Source organism: Pseudomonas sp. LSJ-87 (assembly GCF_032971465.1).
Lineage (GTDB): Bacteria > Pseudomonadota > Gammaproteobacteria > Pseudomonadales > Pseudomonadaceae > Aquipseudomonas > Aquipseudomonas putida_Z.
On sequence record NZ_JAWJYQ010000003.1, the window covers coordinates 16,044 to 40,020 of the forward strand.

Below are 23,977 nucleotides of genomic sequence, written 5' to 3' on the forward strand. Positions count from 1 at the left end.
TCATGTCACACCACTACCCATTCAACAGCCTGTGCCACGTCGATGGCCAATGGCTGCACAGCCACAGTGGCAACAGCGTCGCCGTGCATGACCCGGCCAACCGCCAGGTCATCGGCCATGTGCCGCTGCTCGACCATGAGCAGATCGTCGCCGCGGTGGATGCCGCCCAGCGGGCTTTCCCGGCCTGGCGCCAGCAGAGCCTGGACAGCCGCGCTGCGCTGTTGCGGCGCTGGGCCGAATTGATGCTCGAGCACCAGGAGGCTCTGGCGCGCATTCTCAGCGAGGAGCAGGGCAAGCCGCTGGCCGAAGCACGCGGTGAAATCGCCTATGCGGCAAGCTTCATCCCCTGGTTTGCCGAGGAGGCCCGGCGCCTCAACGGGCAGACCATCCCCAGCCATATTCCGGGTGCCCAGCTGAGTACGCTGAAGGAGCCCGTCGGGGTCTGCGCGCTGCTCACCCCGTGGAACTTCCCCAGCGCCATGATCACCCGCAAGGCGGCTGCGGCGTTGGCGGCCGGCTGCACGGTGGTGGTCAAACCAGCCCACGAAACACCGTTCTCGGCGCTGGCCCTGGCCCAGCTGGCAGAGGACGCCGGCTTCCCGCCGGGGGTGTTCAACGTGGTGATCGGCGAGCCGCAGATGGCCATGGAAACCCTGGTGCGCGACAGCCGCGTGCGGGCGGTCAGCTTCACCGGCTCGACCCGGGTCGGCAAGCTGGTGCTGCAAGCCGCGGCTCAGGATGTGAAGAAAGTGGCGCTGGAGCTGGGCGGCAACGCGCCGTTCATCGTCTGCGCCGATGCCGACCTGGAGTTGGCCGTGCGGGTGGCCGTGGCCGCCAAGTTCCAGACGTCTGGCCAGGACTGCTGCGCGGCCAACCGGATCATGGTGCAGCGGCCGTTGTACGAAGCATTCCTGGCGCGCTTCGCCGAAGCGGTGCGGGCGCTGAAGGTTGGCCCGGCGATGGTCGATGGCGAGGAGACGGCGGCAGAGGTCGGCCCGCTGATGCACCAGGCCGCGTTCGACACCACCCAGGCCCGGGTCGAGGACGCCCTGCAGCGTGGCGCCCGGCGCCTGGTCGGTGGCGAGGGCCATGCGCTGGGTGGCTGGTTCTTCCAGCCGACGGTGCTTGCCGATGTCACGCCGGCGATGCGCATCTACCAGGAAGAAAACTTCGCGCCGATTGCCGGGGTCATGCCGTTCGACACGCTGGAGCAGGCCATCACCATGGCCAATGACACCGAGTACGGCCTGGCTGCCTACATCGTCGGCAACCGCCTCGATGTCGTGCACCCGCTGGTGCGCCGGCTCGACCACGCGATGGTGGCGATCAACGGCGTCAAGTTCACCGGCCACCCCATCCCGTTCGGCGGCATGAAGGCCTCGGGCCTGGGCCGCGAAGGCGGCAGCGAGGGCTTCGAACCCTTCGTCGAAACCAAATACGTTTGCTTGCACCACCACGGTCAGTTCTAAGGAGTGTTTGCCATGAGCCAAGATTTCAGCCAGCTGTTCGAACAGGACCGCGCCCACTTCATGCACCCCTCGACCCACGCCCATGACCACGCCAGCGGCGCGCTCAAGGGCCGGATCATCACCGGTGCCGAGGGCATCCGCCTGCGTGACCATGAAGGCCGCGAACTGATTGATGCCTTCGCCGGCCTGTACTGCGTGAACATCGGTTACGGGCGTACCGAGGTCGCTGACGCCATCCATCGCCAGGCCAAGGAGCTGGCGTATTACCACACCTACGTCGGCCACTCGACCGAAGCGATCATCGAGCTTTCCAGCCGCATCATCGACTGGGCGCCGGCCGGGATGAAAAAGGTCTATTACGGCCTGTCGGGGTCCGATGCCAACGAGACCCAGGTCAAGCTGGTGCGCTACTACAACAACATCCTCGGTCGCCCACTCAAGAAGAAGATCATCTCTCGCGACCGCGGCTATCACGGCTCGGGCATCATGACCGGCAGCCTTACCGGCCTGCCCAGCTTCCACCAGCATTTCGACCTGCCGGTGGAAGGCGTCAAGCATACGGTCTGCCCGCACTGGTACCGCAAGGCACCGGCCGGCATGGATGAGCAGGCCTTCGTGCGCTATTGCGCCGACGAGCTGGAGCAACTGATCCTGGCCGAAGGGCCCGACACCGTCGCCGCGTTCATTGGCGAGCCGCTGATGGGTACCGGTGGCATCATCGTGCCGCCGAAGGGCTACTGGAAGGCGATCCAGGCCGTGCTCGATCGCTACGACGTGCTGCTGATCGCCGACGAAGTGGTGTGCGCCTTCGGCCGCCTGGGCTCGAAGATGGGCAGCCAGCGCTACGACATCCGCCCGGACCTGATCACCACGGCCAAGGGCCTGACCAGCGCCTATGCGCCTCTGTCGGCAGTGATCGTTGGCGAGAAGGTGTGGAACGTGATCGAAGAAGGCTCGCAGAAGGCCGGCCCGATGGGCCACGGCTGGACCTACTCCGGGCACCCGATCTGCGCGGCGGCGGCGCTGGCCAACCTGGATATTCTCGAGCGCGAGAACCTGACCGAGAATGCCGAAGTGGTGGGGGCATACCTGAACCGGCGCATGCGCGAAACCTTCGAAGGCCACCCGCTGGTAGGTGAAGTACGGGGTGACGGCATGCTTTGCGCGGTCGAGTTCATGGCCGATCGCGAGGCGCGCACGGCGTTCGACCCGGCGTTGAAAGTCGGGCCACAGGTGTCGGCAGCGTGCCTTGAGCGCGGGATGATCGCCCGGGCCATGCCGCATGGTGACATTCTCGGTTTTGCACCGCCGTTGGTGCTGAACCAGGAGGATGCTGAAAAGATCGTCGCCATCACCAAGGCGGCGGTCGATGAGGTGGCTGGCAAGGTGCTCGGCTGAGCATTGCAGGGGCCGTCATGCGGCCCCATCGCCGGCCTCGGCAGGCGAACCGACTGACGGTCCCACCCACCCCGCATCCTTGCCTACGCTGATATTCCAACCCGCTGAAGCAAGGAGAACCGTCATGGCCTTCCAATACAAGCGTCTGGACAAGAACAACGCCGCCGTGCTGCTGGTCGACCACCAGACCGGCCTGCTCTCGCTGGTAAGGGACATCGACCCCGACCGCTTCAAGAACAACGTCCTGGCCCTGTCGGACCTGGCCAAGTACTTCAAGCTGCCGACCATTCTCACCACCAGTTTCGAGACCGGCCCCAACGGCCCGCTGGTGCCCGAACTGAAAGAGCAGTTCCCCGACGCCCCGTACATCGCCCGGCCTGGCAACATCAACGCCTGGGACAACGAGGACTTCGTCAAGGCCGTCAAGGCCACCGGCAAGAAGCAGTTGCTGATTGCCGGCGTGGTGACCGAAGTGTGCGTGGCCTTCCCGGCACTGTCGGCGCTGGAGGAGGGCTTCGAGGTATTCGTCGTCACCGATGCCTCCGGCACCTTCAACGAACTGACCCGTGACTCGGCCTGGCGGCGCATGGAGGCCGCCGGGGCGCAACTGATGACCTGGTTCGGCGTGGCCTGCGAACTGCACCGTGACTGGCGCAACGACATTGAAGGGCTGGGGACCCTGTTCTCCAACCATATTCCGGACTACCGCAACCTGATGACCAGCTACAACAAACTGGCCAAGTAATCCGGCCTCGAAGGCACCCCCGTACCTTGTGGGATCGGGTTCACCCGCGAATGCGTCGGTAGCTTCAATGACGCATTCGCGGGTAAACCCGCTCCCACACCCTCCCAGGAACACTCACCAGCACTTGCAGAATCAATGAGATAGAAGCAAGCCTGCGAAATCCACAAGCGAAGCGGCAAACTGCCATGGATCGACCATACTGACTCTTCATTCGCCCTCAGGAGAGTGCCATGTCGAAGTCGTCCAGGAAAAAAGACCTCAAGGACCAGCCGGAGAAACTGGGCGGCAAGGCGTACGAGAAGGCACTCAAGCAGCTGCATGTGGAGCTGGTGAAGCTGCAGGAATGGGTGGTGGCCAAGGGCCTGAAGGTGTGCATTGTCTTCGAGGGCCGCGATGGCGCCGGCAAGGGCGGTACCATCAAGGCCATTACCGAGCGCGTCAGCCCGCGAGTATTCCGCGTGGTGGCGCTGCCGGCACCGACCGAGCGGGAAAAGACCCAGATGTATGTGCAACGCTACCTGGGCCACTTGCCTGCCGCGGGCGAGGTAGTGATCTTCGACCGCAGCTGGTACAACCGCGCCGGTGTCGAGCGGGTGATGGGCTTTTGCAGCGAAGAACAGAGCAGCAAGTTTCTCACCGTGGTGCCGCTGTTCGAAAAGATGATGGTCGAGTCGGGGATCATCCTCATCAAGTACTGGCTGGAGGTCAGCGCCGAAGAGCAGACCCGTCGCCTGCAGGACCGCATCAACGATGGCCGCAAGCTGTGGAAGCTATCGCCGATGGACCTCAAGTCGTACACCCGCTGGGATGAATACACCCGGGCCCGCGACGACATGTTCGCCGCCTCCGATTCGTCCTGGGCACCGTGGTTCATGGCCCATTCCAACGACAAGCGCCGTGCCCGGCTGAACATCATCAGCCATCTGCTGACGCGCATCCCCTACAAGGACATTACCCGCGACGGGCTGGTGAAGTTGCCCAAGCGCGGCAAGATCGGCAAATACAAGGCCGTCAACTACCCGTTCAAAGTCGTCGAAGAGCGTTTCTGATCTCTCCCCACGGGGAGCAGCGAGGGTGCGAGCCTATGCCACATGATGGCAGCCTGTTGCAGGCGACGGTGGTGTTCCTGCTGGCCGTGGTGCTTCTGGTACCGCTGGCGCAGCGTTTGAAAATGGGGGCGGTGCCCGGCTATCTGCTGGCGGGCATCCTGATAGGGCCATCGGTGTTTGGCCTGCTGAACAACCCGGATAACGTGGCACGCCTGTCGGAGATGGGTGTGGTGATGCTGCTGTTCGTCATCGGCCTGGAGCTGTCGCCGCGGCGTTTGTGGAGCATGCGCCGGGCGCTGTTTGGCGTCGGCTCGCTACAAGTGGGCCTGAGTGCTGTGGTGCTTGGCCTGCTGGCGTACTGGCTGTTCGGCCAGTCGAAGCCGGCTGCCATCGTGCTGGGCCTGGGCCTTGCGCTGTCGTCCACCGCGTTTGGCCTGCAGGTACTGGCCGAGCGCAAGGACCTGGGCAAGCCGCACGGCCGCCTGGCCGTGGCGATCCTGCTGTTCCAGGACATTGCCGCGATCCCGCTGATTGCCGTGGTACCGCTGCTCGGTGGTGATGTCAGCACCGCCGACGAAGGTGCCTGGCCGGTGCTGGCGGTGGTGGTTGGCATAGGTGTGCTGATCATCTTTGGCCGCTACCTGTTGACCCCTGTCTTCAAATGGACAGTCGGTTCGGGCCTGCCCGAGCTGTCGACCGCTACCGCCTTGCTGGTGGTGCTGGGCACCGCCTGGGTGATGGAGCACGTGGGCGTGTCGATGGCGCTGGGGGCGTTTCTGGCGGGCGTGTTGATGGCCGAGTCGCCTTTCCGCCACGAACTGGAAACCCAGATCGAGCCCATCAAGGGTTTGCTGCTGGGGCTGTTCTTCGTTGGCGTGGGGATGAGCGCCGACCTGCGCCTGCTGTTCGGCATGCCGTTAATGGTGCTGGGGCTGACCCTGCTGCTGGTGGCCATCAAGTTGCCGCTGCTGTATGGCTTGGGCCGCACGGCGGGTGGGCTGAACCAGGCCCAGGCGCTGTGCCTGGGCGTGGTGCTGGCCTCTGGCGGCGAGTTTGCCTTCGTGGTGTTCAAGCTGGCGCTGGACCATCAGGTGCTGGCGCAGCAGGTGCATGACCTGCTGGTGCTGGCCATCACCTTGTCGATGGCGGTAGTGCCGTTGGTAATGATGGCCCTGGCGCGGCAGTTGCGTGACGACAGCCCCACACAGGCAACCCCTGAAGCGGGCCACTGAATCGCGCCACACGGCGCACCTGGAGTTCGGAGGTGATGCATGCAACCGGGTATCAAGCTGGACAGCCGCCTGTCGCGGGGCTTGCTCGATGTGCTCATCAAGGCCGGCCTGGTGGCTGCGCTGGTGATATTCGCCTTCCAGACGTTCCAGCCGTTCCTGGAGCTGATGCTGTGGTCGGTGATCCTGGCGGTGACCTTGTACCCGCTGTATTGCCGCATCCAGCGCCGCACAGGGCTCAAGGACGGGCTTTCGGCGACGCTGGTCGTTTTGCTGGTACTGGTCGTGCTGCTGGTGCCGATCTACTTGGTGGTGATGTCCATCGGCGAATCGGTGGACAGCCTGGTGACGCTGCTGAAAAGCGGGGCCTGGAGCGTGCCGGCACCTCCCGATTCGGTAGCGGCCTGGCCACTGATCGGGCCGAAGGTGCATGCCCTGTGGCTGGCAGCCTCGGAAAACATGGCCGGTGTGCTGAACCAGTGGATGCCCCAGCTCAAGGATGCCGGGCGCACGGTGCTGGGGGCTGCAGCCAGCGCAGGCGGCGCGTTCCTGTTGTTCATCGCGGCGATCATCGTCTCGGGCATCATCATGGCATTCGGTGACCGCGGCGAAATCGCGGCGCAGCGCATAGCCATGCGGGTGTCGGGCGAGGAGCGCGGCAAGCCACTGGCCAAGCTGTGCACCGCCACCATTCGCGCGGTGGCCCAGGGCGTGATCGGCATTGCCTTCATCCAGATGCTGCTGATCGGTGTCGGCTTCGTCATCAAAGGGGTACCGGGGGCCGGGATGCTGGCCATCGTCATCCTCATGCTGGGGATTGCCCAGGCACCGGCCACGTTGATCACGGTGCCGGTGATCATCTACATCTTCAACGTCGAAGGCTTTACCGTGGCGACCATCATCTTCGCCATCTACAGCTTCGTCGCCGGGCTTGCCGACAACGTGCTCAAGCCGCTGCTGCTGGGGCGCGGGGTGGATGTGCCGATGCCGGTGGTGCTGATCGGGGCATTGGGCGGCATGGTGGTCAAAGGCATCATCGGCCTGTTCATCGGCCCGGTGATCCTGGGCGTCACTTATGTACTGTTCTGGCAATGGGTGGCGCTGCAGGTGCCGGAAAACCCCGTCGAGCCGTCGGCGTGAGCCAAGGCCTGCCATGCCCGGACGCCTCTGTGGTTGCGCACTGAGCCTGGCTGCCACGTTGGTGGGCTGTACCCAGGTCGGCCCGGATTTCCAGCCGCCGCAGGACCCCTGGCTGAGCACCTGGAACACCCCGCTGCTGGAGCAAGCCGGGCAGCAGGCCGCGGCGCCCGACCTGCGCCAGTGGTGGGCCGTGTTCGCCGACCCGGCCCTGGATGCCTTGATCGCCGAGGCCGATGCCAACAACAGCAACCTGCGCGTGGCCGGCTTGCGCATTGCCGAAGCCCGCGCCCAGTTGGCCATCGTGCAGACTGGGCGTTATCCACAGCTGCAGCAGCTGCGCGCCCAGAGCTTGTACCTGAAGCAGGACCAGTCCGGCACCGCCACCGCGCGTGATTCGGTGTTCTGGCAATCCAGCGCGGGCTTCGACATCGGCTGGGAAATCGACTTCTGGGGGCGCTTCAGCCGCGCCATCGAAAGCGCCGACGCCGTCTACTTCGCCTCCCAGGCCAATTACGCCGATGCCATGTTGCTGTTGCGTGCGCAGGTGGCCGACACCTACTTTGCCCTGCGCACCACCGAGGCGCGGCTGGATATCGCCGAAGAAAACGCCCGCCGCCAGGCGCGCAGCCTGGAGATAACCGAGCGGCTGTTCCGTCATGGCGAAAACGACGAACTCGACTGGCAACAGGCGCGCACCCAGTACCTGGCTACCCAGGCCACCATCCCCGAGTTTCAGAACCAGCTCAATGCCCTGCGCAACGTGCTGTGCTCGCTGCTGGGCCGGCCGCCCGGGCCGCTGCCACAGCTGGATGCCGGCCACGGCCAGCTGCCGTTGCCGGACCGTGCCGTGCTGCAGGGCGTGCCCGCCAGCCTGCTGCAGCGTCGCCCGGACATCCGCGCCGCCGAGCAGGCGGTGGCGGCGCAGTCGGCGCTGGTCGGGGTGGCCGAGGCCGATCTTTATCCACAGCTGAGCCTGCTGGGCAGCATCGGCTGGAGCTTCGTCACGGCCAATCACCTGCCCGATACCTTCGACATCGCCGCCGGGCCCAGCCTGATCTGGAACCCGTTCGACTACGGCCGGCGCAAGAACGCCGTGCGCGTGGAAGATGCCCGCTTGCAGCAGTTGATCGAGCTGTATCACCAGGGCGTGCGCGAAGCCGCCCGCGAGGCCGACGATGCCGCCAGCGGGCTGGTGCGTTCGTTGCAGAGCGCAAGCATCCGCGACCAGGCCTCGCAGGCCGCGCAACGCTCGCTGAGCCTGGCCAGCTCGCAGTACCGCGAAGGCTTTGCCGACTTCCAGCGCGTGCTCGACGCCCAGCAACTGCTGCTGCAGCAACAGGACGGCTACCTGGTCAGCCGCGGCAATGCCGTCAGCAGCCTGGTGACGCTGTACAAGGCCCTGGGCGGCGGCTGGGACGCCAGCCGCGCACCGATCGACCCGGCCACCCGCCAGCAGATGCAGCAACGCACAGATTGGGGCGAACTGCTCGACGAGCCAGCCCCCAGCGCACATGCACAAGGTGAAACGAAATGAGCGACGCTACGCCGACGCCACCCCCGCCAGCCCCCGATCGTGGCATGCGCTGGGTGCTGCTGCTGATTGCCGTGAGCCTGCTGTGGTACCTGCTGGCCGACCGTTTCACGCCCTATACTCAGCAGGCCCGCCTGCAGGCCTACGTGGTGCCGGTGAGTGCCGAGGTGGCCGGGCAGGTGAAGCGTGTGGCGGTGGGCAACAACCAGGAAGTACGCAAGGGCGATGTGCTGTTCGAACTGGACCAGGAACAGTACCGCATCGCCCTGGCCCGCGCCGAAGCCGACCTGGACACGGTACGCCGGCAGATCGGCGCCCATACCGCTGGCATCGACTCGGCCCAGGCGGCGCTGGTGGCGGCCCAGGCCAACGAGCGCAAGGCGCGGCAGGACGCCGAGCGGCTCAAGCGCCTGATCGATGAAGACCCAGGCACGGTGTCGGTGCGCCGCCTGGAGGGTGCCCAGGCCAACCGCGACCAGGCCATCAGCCAGGTCGCGGCAGCCCGTGCCGAAGTGGAGCGGGCCCGTGAGCAGCAGGGCGGGGCGCAGGACGACAACGCCCAACTGCGCAGCGCGGCGGCCAATGTGGAAAAAGCCCGGCTGGACCTGGCGCGCACCGTGGTACGCGCCGATGCAGACGGGCTGATCACCGACCTGCGCACCGACGTTGGCCACTATGTCGGCGCCGGCAGCCCGATGATGACCCTGATCGCCATCCATGACGTGTGGATAAGTGCCGACATGACCGAGAACAACCTCGGTCGGCTGCGCCCTGAAACCCCGGTGTTGGTAGTGCTCGATGCGCTGCCCGGCACGGTGTTGAAGGGGCGCATTCGCAGCATCGGCTACGGCGTGAGCGTGGGCCAGAGCAACCCGCCGGGCACGTTGCCGACCGTGCAGAACAGCCGTGAGTGGCTGCGCTCGGCGCAACGCTTCCCGGTGATCGTCGAACTGGAGCGTGACCAGTTGCAGAACAAGAGCGGTTTACGGGTCGGCGGCCAGGCCGAAGTCATGGCCCTGCCAACCGAGGGCAACCCTTTGAACCTGCTGGGCCGGCTGTTCATGTGGCTGATGAGCTGGCTGTCGTATGCCTATTGAGCTGCGCCGCCTGCGCGCCCTGCGCCTGGCCTGGGGCGTGGCGCTGTGCCTGGCGGTGAGTTTCGGCATCGGCTTGCCGGTGCCGATCCTGGCGCCGGTGTTCGCGGTGTTGTTGCTGGCCATGCGCAGCCAGCCCTTGCCCCTGCGTGCGGCCCCGGCCCTGGCGGTGCTGGTGCTGCTTGCCTGCGGCAGCGGGCTGCTGCTGATTCCGCTGCTGCGCCATGCCCCGGTGAGTGGGGTGTTGCTGGTGGGGGTGGGGGTTTTCCTGACCTTGCGTTATGCGCTGAAGGGCGGCAACGGCCTGCTGGCCAATTTGCTGGTGATCGGCCTGACCATGATCGCTGCCGCCGGCACCAGCGACTTCAGCCTGGCGCTGTCGGTGGTCGAAGCGCTGGCCAAAGGCATGCTGCTGGCGGTGCTGGGTACCGCGGCAGCGCATGTGCTGTTTCCAGAGCCGGCCGATGCGCCGGCGCAACCGGCACCGCCTCTGCTCGACAGTGACCAGGTGAGCTGGGTCGCCTTGCGTGCCACGCTGATCGTCATGCCGGCCTTCTTGCTGGCGCTGATCGCACCGGACCAGTACATGCCGCTGATCATGAAGGCAGTGAGCCTGGGGCAGCAGGCCGGCGAAACCCGCGCGCGGCATGCCAGCCGCGAGCTGATCGGCTCGACCTTGCTTGCCGGGTTGCTGGCGATACTGATGTGGGGCGCGTTGAGCCTGTTCGTGCACCTGTGGATGTTTTTCCTGTGGGTGCTGCTGTTCGTCCTTTGGCAGGGGCGCAGGCTCTACCGTGCGGTGGATACCAGGCAAAGCCCGGCGTACTGGGTGAGTTGCCTGACGACCATGCTGATCTTGCTGGGGCAGTCGGTGCAGGACAGCGCGGGCGGGCAGGATGTGTACCGCGCCTTTGCCGTGCGCATGGCGCTGTTTCTGGCGGTGTCGGTGTATGCCAGTGCCATGCTGATCTGGATCGACCGGCTTCGGATGCGGCGTGGGCTTCTTCGCGGGTGAACCCGCTCCCACAGGTATCGCGTTGCCCATGGGATCACGCAATTCTTGTGGGAGCGGGTTTACCCGCGAAGAGGCCAGCCCAGGAAAACCTAGGGCTTCCAGTCAACCCCACTCTCTTCCAGGTAGGCATCCACCGCTGCCCCAACAGTGGGATGAAACGCCGACTCCCCCATATGCTCGAACAACTCGAACTGCCGCATCTTGTCCTTTACCGGGTCCTTCATCTCGGCAAACTGCAACTCCACCCCCCGCGCCTCCAGCGCCCGGTCCAACTCGGCCAGCATGTCCGCCGAGGTGATATCGATGCTGGTCACCGGCTCTGCCGCAATCACCAGCCGTTGAACCGGGGTAGGCGATGCATCCACCGCCGCCATCACCGTGCTCTGGAACTGTTCGGCATTGGCAAAGAACAGCGGCGCATCCCAACGCAGCAGCACCAGCCCCGGAATGCGTCGGGCCTGTGGATAACGCTGCACATCATGGTAACCGCGGGTGCCATCCACCCGTCCCAGCACCGCATGATGCGGCCGCCAGCCGTCCCACAGGAACTCGATCACCGATATCGCCACGGCAATGCAGATGCCGGGAATGGCCCCGAATACCGCTACGCCGACGAAGCAGGTGAACGACAGCCAGAACTCCCATTGCTGCATGCGGAAGATGCGCTTGAGGTCGGCAAACTCGAACAGGCCCAACGCTGCGGCAATCACCACCGCCGCCAGGGCGCTGTTAGGCAGGTGTTGCATCAGGTTGGGCGCCACCAGCAGCAACAGCGTCACCGCCAGCGCGCCGATGATGCCGGTGAGCTGGGTCTGCGAGCCGGCCGCTTCGGCCACGGGGGTGCGTGACGAACTGCTGCTGATAGGGATGCCCTGGAACAGCCCCGAGGCCAGGTTGGCCACGCCCAGGCCGAACATTTCCTGGTTGGGGTTGACCGGGGTCTTCATGCGCGCGGCGTAGGAACGTGACAGCACGCTGGTATCGGCGAACGACACCAGTGCCACCGCGATGCCGCCGAGCAGTACCTCCACCAGGTCGATATCGCTGACCCAGGGGAACACGAAGCTGGGTAGCCCCTGCGGCAGTTCGCCGAGCACTTTCACGCCTTGCTGGTCGAGCCCCAGCAGGCTCACCGCCAGCGTGGCCAGCACCACTGCAATGAGAATGCCCGGCAAGCGCTTGAACGGCTTGAGCAGCAGGATCAGCGCCAGGCTACCGCCACCGACCACGAAACTTGGCCAATGGCCCTGGCCGGCGAGCAAGGCCTGGATCAGGTTCCAGGTATCCCGCAGCGGGCCCTGGCTGTCGACCGACAGGCCGAACAGTTTGGGCAACTGGCTGATCAGCACCGTGAGGGCGATGCCGTTCATGTAGCCATAGCGGATCGGCTTGGACAGCAACTCTGTGATGAAGCCCAGGCGCAGCAGACCGGCGATCACGCAGAACGCCCCGGCCACCAGGGCCATCATGCTGGCGATGGCGATTGCCCGTTGCGGGTCGCTGGCGGCGTACTGCACCACCACCGCCAGGATCGGCGCGGCCAGTGCCGAGTCCGGGCCCAGCACCAGGATGCGGCTGGGGCCGAACACGGCATAGGCCAGCAGCGGGATGATGGTGGCGTACAGCCCGTAGATGCCGGGCACGCCAGACGCTTCGGCATAGGCGATGCCCACCGGCACCAGCATGGTGGTGAGCACCAGGCCGGCGGCGATGTCTTTGGGCAGCCAGGCGGGTTGGTAGTGGAGCAGGGTGACCAGGCCGGGTAACCAGCGTTGCCAGTCGAGGCGGGGTTTTTCAGGCATGGGGCGTGCGTCCAGGGGAGGGTGCTGAATCACAGCTTAGATGCTGAATTCCGGGGCCGCTCTGCGGCCCTTTCGCTTTGATGCGAGGTCCAGAAAATGCGTGGTACCTGTGGGAGCGGGCATGCCCGCGAACACCGGCGCAGCCGGTGCCATGCACCGCGTTGGATTCTTCGCGGCTAAAGCCGCTCCCACAGTGGGCGCGTGCTGCTTGCCAGATGCCAGAAAAAACAAAACCCCTTGAGGCGTTGGCCTCAAGGGGTTCGTGGGTACTGCAGTCTGCCGCTTAAACGTTGAAGCGGAAGTGCATCACGTCACCGTCCTTGACGATGTAGTCCTTGCCTTCCAAACGCCATTTACCGGCTTCCTTGGCACCGCTCTCACCCTTGAACTGGATGAAGTCGTCATAGGCCACCACTTCAGCGCGGATGAAGCCTTTTTCGAAGTCGGTGTGGATCACGCCAGCGGCTTGTGGTGCAGTGGCACCGACGCGCACGGTCCAGGCACGTACTTCCTGCACGCCGGCAGTGAAGTAGGTCTGCAGGTTCAGCAGCTCGTAACCGGCGCGGATAACGCGGTTCAGGCCAGGTTCTTCCAGGCCCAGGGCCTCGAGGAACATGTCCTTCTCTTCACCGTCTTCCAGCTCGGCGATTTCCGCTTCGATCTTGTTGCACACCGGCACCACTACCGCGCCTTCTTCCTCGGCGATGGCCTTGACCACGTCCAGGTGCGGGTTGTTGTCGAAGCCGTCTTCGGCCACGTTGGCGATGTACATGACCGGCTTGCTGGTCAGCAGGTGGAAGCCGCGGATGACCGCCTTGTCTTCGGCGCTCATGTTCTTCATCAGGCTGCGCGCAGGCTTGCCTTCGGTGAAGTGCGGGATCAGCTGTTCGAGGATGGCCTTCTGCGCCAGGGCTTCCTTGTCGCCGCCCTTGGCGTTGCGGGCAACCTTCTGCAGTTGCTTCTCGCAGCTGTCGAGGTCGGCGAAGATCAGCTCGAGGTCGATGATCTCGATGTCACGCTTGGGGTCGACGCTGTTGGAAACGTGGATCACGTTCTCGTCTTCGAAGCAGCGCACCACGTGGGCAATGGCGTCGGTCTCGCGGATGTTGGCGAGGAACTTGTTGCCCAGGCCTTCGCCTTTCGAGGCACCAGCCACCAGGCCGGCGATGTCGACGAACTCCATGGTGGTCGGCAGGATGCGGTTTGGCTTGACGATCTCAGCCAAGGCATTCAAGCGCGCATCGGGCATCGGCACGATGCCGCTGTTAGGCTCGATGGTGCAGAAGGGGAAGTTCTCCGCCGCGATGCCAGACTTGGTCAGGGCGTTGAACAGGGTGGACTTGCCGACGTTGGGCAGGCCGACGATGCCGCAATTGAAACCCATGGGTATTCCCCTCTCTAAAGGAAATCAGGCCTTCTGGCTGTGCAGCTCGCGCATCGCCTTGGCGAAGTCGCCGGCAAGCACGTCCGGCAGCACGCCGAGGGCAAAATCGATGCTGGCGTCGAGCTTCTCCTGCTCGGCGCGCGGCGCGCGGCCCAGGACGAAGTTGGAGACCAGTTTGGCGTCGCCCGGGTGGCCGATGCCAAGCCGCAGGCGGTGGAAGTCGTTCTGGTTGCCGAGCTGCGCGATGATGTCGCGCAGGCCGTTGTGCCCACCATGGCCACCGCCGCGCTTGAGCTTGGCGACGCCCGGGGGCAGGTCGAGTTCGTCATGCGCCACCAGGATCGCTTCCGGCTTGATGCGGAAGAAATTGGCCAAGGCCGCCACGGACTGGCCGCTACGGTTCATGTAGGTGGTGGGGATGAGCAGACGAACGTCGTTGCCCTGATGGCTGAACTTAGCCGTCAGGCCGAAATATTTGCGGTCAGCGGTCAACGAGACGCGCTGGGCGCTGGCAATGCGTTCAACGAAAAGAGCCCCTGCGTTATGCCGGGTCTGTTCGTATTCGGGGCCGGGGTTACCCAGGCCGACGATCAACTGGATGGCGGTCACGTCAGGGGCTCTTCCTTGGAGTTGGTGGGTTACAGGGCGCGCGGCACTGTAACCCGATCAACGCCGGCGCGCGAGTGGATTACTCGGCAGCGCCTTCTGCTTCTGGAGCAACGCGTGGAGCGTGAACGTTGGCAACAGCTTTGTCATCACCGTGGGCCAGAGCTACGAACTCTACGCCTTTCGGAGCTTTCAGGTCCGACAGGTGGATGATGGTGCCGATTTCAGCGTTGGCCAGGTCGACTTCGATGAACTCAGGCAGGTCTTTGGCTTCGCAGGAAACTTCGATCTCGGCTTCTACGTGGGAGATCTCGCCGCCTTTCTTGACCGGGGCTTCTTCGTTGATGAAGTGAACCGGTACCTTGGCGGTCAGTTTCTGGCCAGCAACGACGCGAACGAAGTCGGCGTGCATGATGAAACCTTTGGCCGGGTGGCGCTGCAGAGCCTTGACCACGACGTTTTGCTTGGCGCCGTCGACGTTCAGTTCCAGAACGTGGCTGAAGGCAGCCTCGTTTTCGAACAGCTTGGTGATTTCCTTGGCCAGGATGGTCAGGGACTGGGCGTCCTGGTTACCACCGTAGACAACGGCTGGGATGTTCGCGGAGTGACGCAGGCGGCGGCTCGCACCTTTCCCCAGGTCAGTACGCGCTTGGGCGTTCAGAGTGAATTCGGTCATTTTGTTTCTCCAAAATAGCCCCCCGAGGGCGTTTGCGACCAGCGCCAACGGGGATGGCAAAAAAGCCCCGCCCCAACAACCAGTGTTGGGGCGGGGCGCTTTTCGTCAGCGTGTGTTCCGCTTAGCGGAACATCGCGCTGATCGATTCTTCGTTGCTGATGCGGCGGACCGCTTCAGCGACAACCGGTGCGATATCCAGCTGGCGGATACGGTCACAGGCTTGAGCAGCGGCGGACAGCGGAACGGTGTTGGTCACCACCAGCTCGTCCAGTACCGACTTCTCGATGTTCTCGATCGCGCGGCCCGACAGGACAGGGTGCGTGCAGTAGGCGTAAACCTTGGCAGCGCCGTGTTCTTTCAGGGCTTTGGCCGCGTGGCACAGGGTGCCGGCGGTGTCGACCATGTCGTCTACCAGGATGCAGGTGCGCCCTTCGACGTCGCCGATGATGTGCATCACCTCGGAGTGGTTAGCCTTCTCGCGGCGCTTGTCGATGATACCCAGGTCGACGCCCAGGGACTTGGCGACGGCACGTGCGCGCACGACACCACCGATGTCCGGGGAGACGATCATCAGGTTCTCGAAACGCTGGTCCTCGATATCGTCGACCAGTACGGGCGAGCCGTAGATGTTGTCGACCGGGATATCGAAGAAACCCTGGATCTGGTCAGCGTGCAGGTCGACGGTGAGTACACGGTCGATACCTACGACAGTGAGCATGTCAGCGACGACTTTGGCGCTGATGGCTACACGTGCCGAACGCGGACGGCGGTCCTGGCGGGCGTATCCGAAGTAAGGAATCACGGCGGTGATTCGGGATGCTGAGGAGCGGCGGAAGGCGTCGGCCATCACTACCAGTTCCATCAGGTTATCGTTGGTCGGGGCACAGGTCGGCTGAATAATGAAGACGTCTTTACCGCGGACATTTTCATTGATCTCAGTGCTGATCTCGCCGTCGGAGAACTTACCGACAGAGACGTCACCGAGAGGGATATGCAGCTGACGTACGACACGCCGAGCCAGATCGGGGTTGGCATTCCCCGTAAAGACCATCATCTTGGACACGCGCAGTACCTGAAGGCTGAGGGTAACCTGGATGAGTATAAGGAAAATGGCAGGGGCGGCTGGATTCGAACCAACGCATGGCAGGATCAAAACCTGCTGCCTTACCGCTTGGCGACGCCCCTGTATCTGTTGCTGCGAACGCTTATGCGCTCGACTTCTTGACCAGACTTTGCAGCTTGCGATGCAACATCGAAACGTTGCTTCCTTTCGCCACAAACCCTGTTTGGGTCGCTGAAAGAAGGGCCAGAACTTTATCAGCTTCGGCTTTGCTTGGGAAGGCCCCAAACACACAACTTCCAGTACCGGTCAGTCGAGCCTCAGTGAATTTACCCAGTGAATTCAACGCATTGCGAACTTCCGGGTAACTCTGCTCTACCACCGGTTGGCAGTCATTTCGACTGTTTCCCTCGGGAACGGGGCGCATCTTAAGGGGGAGTGAATCACGTGTCAACTGTGGATGTGAAAAAATTTCTACTGTGCTGACAGACACTTGCGGCACCAGCACGACATACCACGGCTCTTCCGGGTCGACCGGGGTCAGTTGTTCACCCACGCCCTGGGCGAACGCCGCGTGGCCGCGCACGAATACCGGTACGTCGGCGCCCAGGCTCAGGCCCAGTGCGGCCAGGCGGTCTTCGTCCCAGTCCAGTTGCCACAGGTGGGCGAGGGCCAACAGGGTAGTGGCGGCATCCGAGCTGCCACCGCCGATGCCGCCGCCCATGGGCAGCACCTTGCTCAGCCAGATGTCGGCGCCCATCGTCGTGCCGGATTCTTCCTGCAGCTTGCGCGCGGCACGCACGATCAGGTTGCTGTCGTGCGGCACCGCCTCGATCTCGGTATGCAGGCGGATCACGCCGTCATCACGCACGGCAAAGCTGAGTTCGTCGCCGTGATCGAGAAACTGGAACACGGTTTCCAGCTCGTGATAGCCGTCCGCGCGGCGGCCGATGATGTGCAGCCACAGGTTGAGCTTGGCCGGGGCGGGCAGGGTGAGGGTTTGCATGTATCAGTGCCCCAGCTGGCGCGGCTGCCAGTCCTTGACCACCAGGGTCACGTCGAGGTTTTTGCCGTGCAGCTTCAGGCGCTCGGGCAGCCAGTAGCCGTTCTGCTCGGTGTAGCTCAGGTACTGCACCTGCCAGCCATCCTGGTCGAGGCTGGCCAGGCGGCTGTCGCCGTCCAGGGTCAGCTTGCTCTTGCTGTCGGGGGCGGGCAGGCCGCGTACCCACCAGACCAGGTGCGAGACCGGCAACTGCCAGCCCAGTTGTTCTTCCAGCAGTGCTTCGGGGCTGGGGGCCTCGTAGCGACCCTGGTTGGCCACTTCCAGTACCACGCCGCCGGGGCGGCCGGTCAGGCGTGCGGCGCCACGGCCCAGAGGGCCGGCCAGGCGAATGTCGTAGTAGTCCTGGCGTTGCAGCCAGAACAGCGTGCCGCTGCCCGAGTCGCGCGGGGCACGGATGCCGACCTTGCCGTTGATCTGCCAGCCATCGAGGCTGCTCAGCTGCTCTTTATGGGCGCGCCACTGCTGCGGGTCGCCGTGGCCCTGCAGGGCCTCGCGGCTACCGAAGCCGGCACAGCCGGCCAGCAGGGCGATCAGGGTGAAGGTAATGCAATGGCGCAGGAACATGGCGTTAGAGAGTCTCGGATCCGGTCAGGCGCAGGATGGTCTTGCGCAGGATGGGGCTGTCGGCCTGGGCTTCGAAGCCCTTGGCCCAGACCTGGCGGGCTTCGCGGCGCTTGCCGTTGGCCCATAGCACTTCGCCCAGGTGGGCGGCCACTTCGTGGTCGGGGAAGCTGGCAAAGGCCTTGCGCAGGTAGGTTTCAGCCTCGTCGAGGTTGCCCAGGCGGTAATTGACCCAGCCCAGGCTGTCGAGCACCGCCGGGTCGTCCGGGGTCAGCTGGTGGGCCTTGTCGATCAGCGCCTTGGCTTCGCTGTAGCGGGTGGTGCGGTCGGCCAGGGTGTAGCCGAGGGCGTTCAGGGCCATGGCGTTTTCCGGTTCGCGGGCGATGATGGCGCGCAGGTCTTTTTCCATCTGCGGCAGGTCGTCACGCTTTTCCGCCAGCATGGCGCGGGTGTACAGCAGGTTGAGGTCGTCCGGGTAGCGCTGGATGGCTTGCTGCAGCACCTGGCTGGCCTGGGCGTCCTTGTTGTTGTTGCTGTAGCTTTCCGATTCGATCAGGAACAGCTGGATGGCGTAGTCCGGCTGGGCTTCGCGGGCATCGGCGAGCAGGCGCGAGGCTTCGGTACCACGGCCGTTGGCAATCAGGATGTCGGCCTGGCGCAGTTGCGCCGGCAGGTAGTCGGGGCCTGGCCCGACCAGCGCGTATTCACGCAGGGCGCCTGCAGGGTCGTGGCGCTCTTCGCGGATTCGGCCCAGGTTCAGGTGCGCGGCGTCGACGTTGCTGTCGCGCTCGATCAGCTCCTGCAGGTAGCCCTCGGCTTCATCCCAGTCCTTGTTCTCCAGGCACACCAGGGCTAGCGAATAGCGCAGCTCGTCGTCCTCGGGGTATTGCTGGACCAGGCTGAGGAACTCGCCCTTGGCATCGGCGATGCGGTCCTGTTCGACCAGGGTGCGGGCGTAGGTCAGGCGCAGGCGCTTGTCGTCCGGGTTGTCGCGAATCGCCCCGCGCAGCAGTGGCAGTGCTTCGGGGCCGCGGTCCAGGGCCTGGAGCAGGCGGGCGCGCAGCAGGATCGGGGCGATTTCGCCGTTTTGCGGCGGGTGCGACTCGAGCAGTTCCAAGGCTTCTTCGGCCTTGCCGTCCTGGTTCAGCAACAGGGCCTTGCCGAACACCAGTTGACCGTTGTCCGGGTACTTCCCCAGCAGGCGTTCGAAGCTTTGCAGCAGGCCGTCGCGAGTGCTCTGGTCGGTTTCGGCGGCGGACAGGGCGAGGAAATCGAAATGGGTGTCGCCCTGGCCTTGCAGGACCTTTTCCATGTACGTCATGGAGTCGTCATAGCGGCCGGCGCGGGCCAGCTGGATGGCGGCGGCGCGCTGGGCATCGAGGTTCTGCGGGTCGTTGCGGGCCCAGACCAGGGCGTTGTCCAGTGCCGGTTCGTCGGCGCCGAGGTATTCGGCAATGCGGTAGGCGCGCTCGGAAACCCCCGGGTCCTGGGTTTTCGCGGCCTGGTCGGTGTAGTTGGCCAGGGCGATGTCGAAGCGGTTGCGCTGGCCGGCCAGCTCCGCCACCAGCAGGCTATAGAGCGTGTCCTGCTTGAACGAGCCATACACCACGGGCTTTTCCGCCTCGCTCTTGCCGGCCTCGGCGACGGGGGGCTCGGCCTTTTGCGGGGCCAGGCTCTGGCAGCCCTGGAGCAGGGCGAAGGCAAGCAGCAATGCGTATGGTTTGTTCATAGAAGGCTTTAAGAGGACTCACCGGCGGTCGGAGCATGATGACACAAGCGCGGGGGCAAACCCACCTGCGAAGGTCGTGGTTTACAGGCTGGGTGGTGCAGAGTGGGACAGCGGGGTGGGGGAGAGGTTCGAAGGGGCTTCTGACACAATGACCCAGCCCCTGCCTGTATATTTTATGGCCTGGAAGCAGGAAATGGGAGAGCACAAGCGCCATGAGAAGCGTAATGTGCGGAGTTAGGGGCTGTTCCCGTTTTGCGGGTGTTGCCGGCTTGGCTTTTCCCTATGGCCTCAACCTTGCCACTGGCAGCACCGGCACTGTGCGGGTGGGCCTTGGCATAGCTGCCATCAATGAACATCCACTCCATGTCCGGTTCGGCCACCAGAGCCTGAAAAACCTTGAGCCATTTACCTAATGCGGACCAGGCGTACTCGTCAACTTCTGTAGCTGTCATATTCCGGGGACTTTTACTGTACCCAATTTTCACTTGGTGTGAGAGACACTCAAACGGTCGCGGTAGTAACGGTAGTTACCCGCTGCGATCCTCGAATCTACCTTCAGAGTTATAAGTCGCGAGTTCAAGGCCGTAAAGTGAGGACAGCGCGCGCAGGAAGCGATTGCCCTTTTTCGCCGCAGCGTAGGGGCAGTCGTCCTCAACGATGACGTGGCCAATTGTGCCGATGTTGCCGCTATAGACGTTTACCGCCTGGCCAGGCGCAACGTGGGCGGTGCAAAACCGGATGTTGTACTTGTCCAGTAATGGCTGTAGGGAGTCGGGGGCGTAGTCGTTGGCGATATGACCGCCATTGCGGGAGGCGACAGTTACGACGCTACCTGCGCGCTGAAGCACTGAGTCGTCAATTAGAATGGGCTCGCCTAGGTGCAGACGGACTAACAGTTCGAACGGGTCGATGCCGGTCAGCATCCGGTACATCTGCGGCGCTACGCTACCCATCATGCGTGCGTTGATCTCCACTAGACAGGGCCCTTTGGCATCGCGCAACAGTTCAACATGATAAAGGCCAACATCCAGCCCCAGAGCGCTGAACACTGCCTGCACATATGCTTTGATCTCGTCGCGCTGTGCTGCGTCAAGGCCTGACGGCATGGTCGCGGTCATTTCTAATATTTCGCTATGGTCGGCGCGGAAACGGATGGTGGTCGCAAAGCAGGAGACTTTGGCGTCTTGGACGATGACTTCCGCTGAATGCAATGTACCGTCGATGTATTGCTCGACCAGATAGTCGCGGCTTATCAAGTGGTCGATCATAGGATCAGCACCCTTGCGACTCTGGCGCAGCTCGGCGAGAAAGGCGTCAAAGTCGGCCTGGCTATGGCAAATGGCGGAAAACTGCTTGGCGAATCCGCGGGTCGGCTTGACAACGAATGGCAGCGACAAACTCGGAGCGACCCCGTTGATCAGTTGCTCTTCGCTCAGTACTTCAAAATCAGGAGAGCGTAGTCCGTGTGCCCGCAGCGTCTCGCGCAATCGACTCTTGTATACCGCCCCGCACAGAGCTTCGTACCTCGGGTAGAGGGTGCCGATACGCTGGGCCTCACGCGCCACCGGTACTATGGCTGCTTCAGAGGTAGAGATGAGGGCGTCAATAGGACGCTCTGCGTGCAGGTTGGCCAACAACTGGCTGAGTTCGCCGTCTTCCAGGTTATCGATACGCAAATAAGTATCCACATATCGCAGGTAAGGCTCGAGACGGGAGGTGTCGTCCTTGATCGAGATCGTCAGGAACGAGGCGTCGCGCTGATGAATGAAGGTGACATGGCAGCCAAGCCGTTTGGCTGCCTCAAAAGCCAGCAGGCCGCTTACGGTGCTGTCGACGAAAACCACGTGTTTCATTGGAACCTCGGATTACCAGGGATGAAAGTAAATGGTGCTGAGCCCGAACAGCATTGCGAAGCAAGCGACCGTCGAAGGTGCGCCATACTTGGGAATTCTCAAGCTGGTGACTTGGAGGATGCCGACCAGGGCCACCAGGCAGACGATCACACCGGCACCGTAATGCCCGGCCGATAGCCCCATCAGCGCCAGCGCAAAGACAAATCCTGAATATGTGGTGGGTAGCCCCTGATATCCCTCGTCAGCCGACGTGCTGGGCATGCCAAACAGCGATAGCCGCAAAATGGCCGTGAAAACCAGAGTTGCTGCGGCCAGCGTGGCCAAAAGAGACTGGTCGAGGATTAGGATGACAAGGGCTGGCGTGATGCTGAAATTGAGCAAGTCTGCAAAACTGTCTAGATGCTTGCCGAAGGCCCGTTGCGCGCTGTTCGCCGCCAGGTAGCGTCGGGCTATGTGGCCGTCAAGGAAATCGAGCATCGCGGCCAGGCAAATCACCGTTGCCGCCAGAACGAACCGTCTTTGCAACGCAAAATAAACAGTACCGAAGGCCAAACCGATATTGAACATTGTTAATATGTTCGCCAAGTCCAAAAGACGGACGAACGGAAATACACGCGCTAATGTGGGCATATTGTTCTCCTTGAAGAAACTATTTAGACGGGTTGTTTTCCCTTGATCGCAACTGTCTTTCGAAGGGCGTTGGTTGCGATGAAATAGAAAGCAACGAAGATAACGCTCGTGCTGAACAGGCCTGCATACTTAACCAGAATTGAACCGGCGAAGATGGTAATTATCATGCCTAAGTACACCCCGGCATACTGGACAGATGCCATCAACGGCATGGCACTGGTAGGTGTGCTCCTGACAAGATCGGCTTGCAACTTGAAAAATGTCAGTTCGAAAAAGAATATGTATAAAAAGTACGCGATGTAACTGGACTGAATATCATGGCCGAACGCTGCGAGCATCATGAACAGGCCGCTGACTACAGCCATCGGCATAGGTAGCGGTCGCAAATTGTACTTGTCCAAACGATAGAACAGTACTGCGCCCACCAAAGCTGCCACACTATTGACGGCCTGCAACAAGCCGACATACACCTCTCCCAAGCCCAGCACATGGGCCGGTAACAGCACCCTGGATACATTGAAGAAACCCTGAAAAAGGCTGACGAAGACGATGAACTGATAGAGGCTGAGGCGTAGCGCGGGATACTCCTGCAAAAGCGAACCAAGGGCAGTCAATAGTCTTGGTGCGACCTGCACGGTGATCGGAGGCTTTGTTGGCGCAGGTAGTAGATAGGCCGCCAAGGCCGCGATGGAAAAAAGACTGACAGTAATGAGCAGGGCTAACCCAGGCGTCATGTTGGCTTTGAACAGTACCAGACTGATGCCTGCCAGGCCGCCGGCAATGAATTGTGCGGTGAGTGTCAGAGGCACTGAGCTGGCGATTTGCGAACTCGGGAAATAACACTTGATGGCAACAATACGCCCTACCCGTTGCAGCGCATCCAGGGCGCCAATGACTACCGCGCCTAACACGGCGACTTCCACATGATGTGGCAGGATCTTGTAGGTGGCCGCCGCGCAGCCCAGCGACAGCAAGTTGGCACTCCACAGCAAGGTGCGTGGCGCTAGATAGTCAGCCAGGCGGTAGATAGGAGCGACAAGAATTACCGGCAGAACCATTGGCGCAAACAGCACCACTTGGGAAAGTATTAGGCTGGCAGTATTAGCATAAATATAGTAGGAAAGATAAATATAACTCAGCGTAGAGGCCGAAATGGCACACAAGTTAACGCCCCAAAGGAGCACTGAGTGCCTACGAGATGCTGCAAACTCTTCCATTGCTCGCGCCTATTATATAGCTTCCTGCCATGCATGAAGCATACCCTGCATAGAAAATCGTTTTAAGATAGGTTAAACAAGAATTAAAAAATGCTTGTTTTGGGTGCGTCACCAAGTAAATGTGCATCATTGCAGTCCGTCAACATCTTTACTAATCCTCACCAACATAGCTTCTAATCATCAGCAAAATTAGTAGATAGAAATAAGCCGACTGACTGATAAAGCCATGCTATCCCACTCGTATCGCTGTCTCGGTGAGGAATATCGATGTAGCGGCGTCAAGACTAGGTGCGGAAGGAGGGTAGGGCAACAGCTGGGCATGTATTTGGGAAATGGACTACAAGACTGTGGATAAGTCTTATGGACATATGTCAAAAGTCTTCTCGACCTAGTCGGCGTAGTTGGCTAGGGCGATGTCGAGCCGATGGCTCTGGCTTTTGCTGTGACTGTTGCTTCTAAGCGCGCGGTAGATCAGGTGCTGCAGATTGTGACTTCAGGAGGCCCAGCGTAGGGCTTGCTCCCGGGAGGACTGCGCTGCAGGCCTCATTCTGGGGCCCAGCGCTTGACGGGCATCCATGCCCGTCACCTCCATGCGCAAGGCCTGCGTTCGGCCTCCTGCAGTCGCGAAGATCAAGATCAGGATCAAAAGCCGGAAAGACCTGAAAACACCGCTAGGTCAGGCTACGAAAAGGCGATAGCCGCACGACTATCAGCGCAATAGCGAAC

General features: G+C 62.6%; 20 protein-coding genes, 1 tRNA gene and 1 pseudogene. 9 read left to right on the forward strand and 13 right to left on the reverse strand.

The genetic code is table 11. The features are described 5' to 3' along the window. The first annotated feature begins 2 nt into the window (after positions 1-2). From RYH74_RS03085 to RYH74_RS03125, 9 genes are all read left to right on the forward strand, one after another. The gene (locus tag RYH74_RS03085; protein ID WP_317408948.1) at positions 3-1,469 is read left to right on the forward strand and encodes an NAD-dependent succinate-semialdehyde dehydrogenase; all 1,467 of its coding nucleotides are present in this window, start codon (positions 3-5) and stop codon (positions 1,467-1,469) included. A 12-nt stretch (positions 1,470-1,481) separates the two neighbouring features. After that, the gene (locus RYH74_RS03090; RefSeq protein WP_025337671.1) at positions 1,482-2,867 is read left to right on the forward strand and encodes an aspartate aminotransferase family protein; all 1,386 of its coding nucleotides are present in this window, start codon (positions 1,482-1,484) and stop codon (positions 2,865-2,867) included. Between the two features lie 124 nt (positions 2,868-2,991). After that, on the forward strand, positions 2,992-3,612 hold the full coding sequence (gene ycaC, locus RYH74_RS03095) for an isochorismate family cysteine hydrolase YcaC (protein WP_010951959.1): 621 nt from the start codon (positions 2,992-2,994) through the stop codon (positions 3,610-3,612). 230 nt (positions 3,613-3,842) lie between these two features. Continuing rightward, positions 3,843-4,661, forward strand: coding sequence for a polyphosphate kinase 2 (ppk2, locus tag RYH74_RS03100; RefSeq protein WP_075043745.1), 819 nt, complete (start codon positions 3,843-3,845; stop codon positions 4,659-4,661). A 35-nt stretch (positions 4,662-4,696) separates the two neighbouring features. After that, a complete protein-coding gene (locus RYH74_RS03105) occupies positions 4,697-5,893 on the forward strand; it encodes a monovalent cation:proton antiporter-2 (CPA2) family protein (protein WP_317408949.1) in 1,197 nt (398 codons plus the stop codon). Between the two features lie 39 nt (positions 5,894-5,932). Continuing rightward, positions 5,933-7,030, forward strand: coding sequence for an AI-2E family transporter (locus RYH74_RS03110; protein WP_025337674.1), 1,098 nt, complete (start codon positions 5,933-5,935; stop codon positions 7,028-7,030). 13 nt (positions 7,031-7,043) lie between these two features. Further along, positions 7,044-8,564: a TolC family protein gene (locus RYH74_RS03115; RefSeq protein ID WP_317408950.1), complete on the forward strand. Its 1,521-nt coding sequence runs from the start codon at positions 7,044-7,046 to the stop codon at positions 8,562-8,564. Continuing rightward, the gene (locus tag RYH74_RS03120; RefSeq protein WP_317408951.1) at positions 8,561-9,658 is read left to right on the forward strand and encodes an HlyD family secretion protein; all 1,098 of its coding nucleotides are present in this window, start codon (positions 8,561-8,563) and stop codon (positions 9,656-9,658) included. Before RYH74_RS03115 ends, RYH74_RS03120 begins: the two co-directional genes overlap by 4 nt. Then, complete coding sequence (locus RYH74_RS03125; protein ID WP_075043750.1) at positions 9,648-10,670, forward strand: DUF2955 domain-containing protein; 1,023 nt, start codon at positions 9,648-9,650, stop codon at positions 10,668-10,670. Before RYH74_RS03120 ends, RYH74_RS03125 begins: the two co-directional genes overlap by 11 nt. A gap of 89 nt (positions 10,671-10,759) precedes the next feature. Here the strand turns inward: RYH74_RS03125 and RYH74_RS03130 are convergent, their stop codons facing one another. From RYH74_RS03130 to RYH74_RS03190, 13 genes and pseudogenes are all read right to left on the reverse strand, one after another. Continuing rightward, entirely contained in the window at positions 10,760-12,472 is a 1,713-nt protein-coding gene (locus RYH74_RS03130) for a SulP family inorganic anion transporter (protein WP_075043751.1), read from the reverse strand. Between the two features lie 283 nt (positions 12,473-12,755). Further along, positions 12,756-13,856, reverse strand: a complete 1,101-nt coding sequence (gene ychF / locus RYH74_RS03135) for a redox-regulated ATPase YchF (RefSeq protein ID WP_013970895.1) — start codon at positions 13,854-13,856, stop codon at positions 12,756-12,758. Between the two features lie 24 nt (positions 13,857-13,880). Then, complete coding sequence (gene pth / locus RYH74_RS03140; RefSeq protein ID WP_008099045.1) at positions 13,881-14,465, reverse strand: aminoacyl-tRNA hydrolase; 585 nt, start codon at positions 14,463-14,465, stop codon at positions 13,881-13,883. Positions 14,466-14,544: 79 nt separating this feature from the next. After that, the gene (locus RYH74_RS03145) at positions 14,545-15,138 is read right to left on the reverse strand and encodes a 50S ribosomal protein L25/general stress protein Ctc (RefSeq protein WP_013970896.1); all 594 of its coding nucleotides are present in this window, start codon (positions 15,136-15,138) and stop codon (positions 14,545-14,547) included. Between the two features lie 121 nt (positions 15,139-15,259). After that, positions 15,260-16,201 (reverse strand): ribose-phosphate pyrophosphokinase, encoded by a 942-nt coding sequence (locus tag RYH74_RS03150; protein ID WP_003247410.1) that lies wholly within the window; start codon positions 16,199-16,201, stop codon positions 15,260-15,262. Positions 16,202-16,248: 47 nt separating this feature from the next. Continuing rightward, positions 16,249-16,323 (reverse strand) — tRNA-Gln (locus RYH74_RS03155). 20 nt (positions 16,324-16,343) lie between these two features. Beyond that, the gene (ispE, locus tag RYH74_RS03160) at positions 16,344-17,204 is read right to left on the reverse strand and encodes a 4-(cytidine 5'-diphospho)-2-C-methyl-D-erythritol kinase (protein ID WP_317408953.1); all 861 of its coding nucleotides are present in this window, start codon (positions 17,202-17,204) and stop codon (positions 16,344-16,346) included. Between the two features lie 3 nt (positions 17,205-17,207). Next, complete coding sequence (gene lolB, locus RYH74_RS03165) at positions 17,208-17,825, reverse strand: lipoprotein insertase outer membrane protein LolB (protein WP_075043754.1); 618 nt, start codon at positions 17,823-17,825, stop codon at positions 17,208-17,210. A gap of 4 nt (positions 17,826-17,829) precedes the next feature. Then, positions 17,830-19,551 (reverse strand): tetratricopeptide repeat protein, encoded by a 1,722-nt coding sequence (locus tag RYH74_RS03170; protein WP_286101028.1) that lies wholly within the window; start codon positions 19,549-19,551, stop codon positions 17,830-17,832. A gap of 251 nt (positions 19,552-19,802) precedes the next feature. Then, positions 19,803-19,976 (reverse strand): annotated as a pseudogene (locus tag RYH74_RS03175) (IS5/IS1182 family transposase); the annotation flags it as partial. 102 nt (positions 19,977-20,078) lie between these two features. Then, positions 20,079-21,404 carry an ATP-grasp domain-containing protein gene (locus RYH74_RS03180; RefSeq protein ID WP_317408954.1) on the reverse strand — a complete coding sequence of 442 codons (1,326 nt, stop codon included), beginning with the start codon at positions 21,402-21,404 and terminating at the stop codon, positions 20,079-20,081. Positions 21,405-21,416: 12 nt separating this feature from the next. Continuing rightward, positions 21,417-22,034: a CDP-alcohol phosphatidyltransferase family protein gene (locus RYH74_RS03185; RefSeq protein ID WP_317408955.1), complete on the reverse strand. Its 618-nt coding sequence runs from the start codon at positions 22,032-22,034 to the stop codon at positions 21,417-21,419. A 23-nt stretch (positions 22,035-22,057) separates the two neighbouring features. Further along, positions 22,058-23,251 (reverse strand): hypothetical protein, encoded by a 1,194-nt coding sequence (locus RYH74_RS03190; protein ID WP_286101031.1) that lies wholly within the window; start codon positions 23,249-23,251, stop codon positions 22,058-22,060. Positions 23,252-23,977 lie beyond the last annotated feature (726 nt).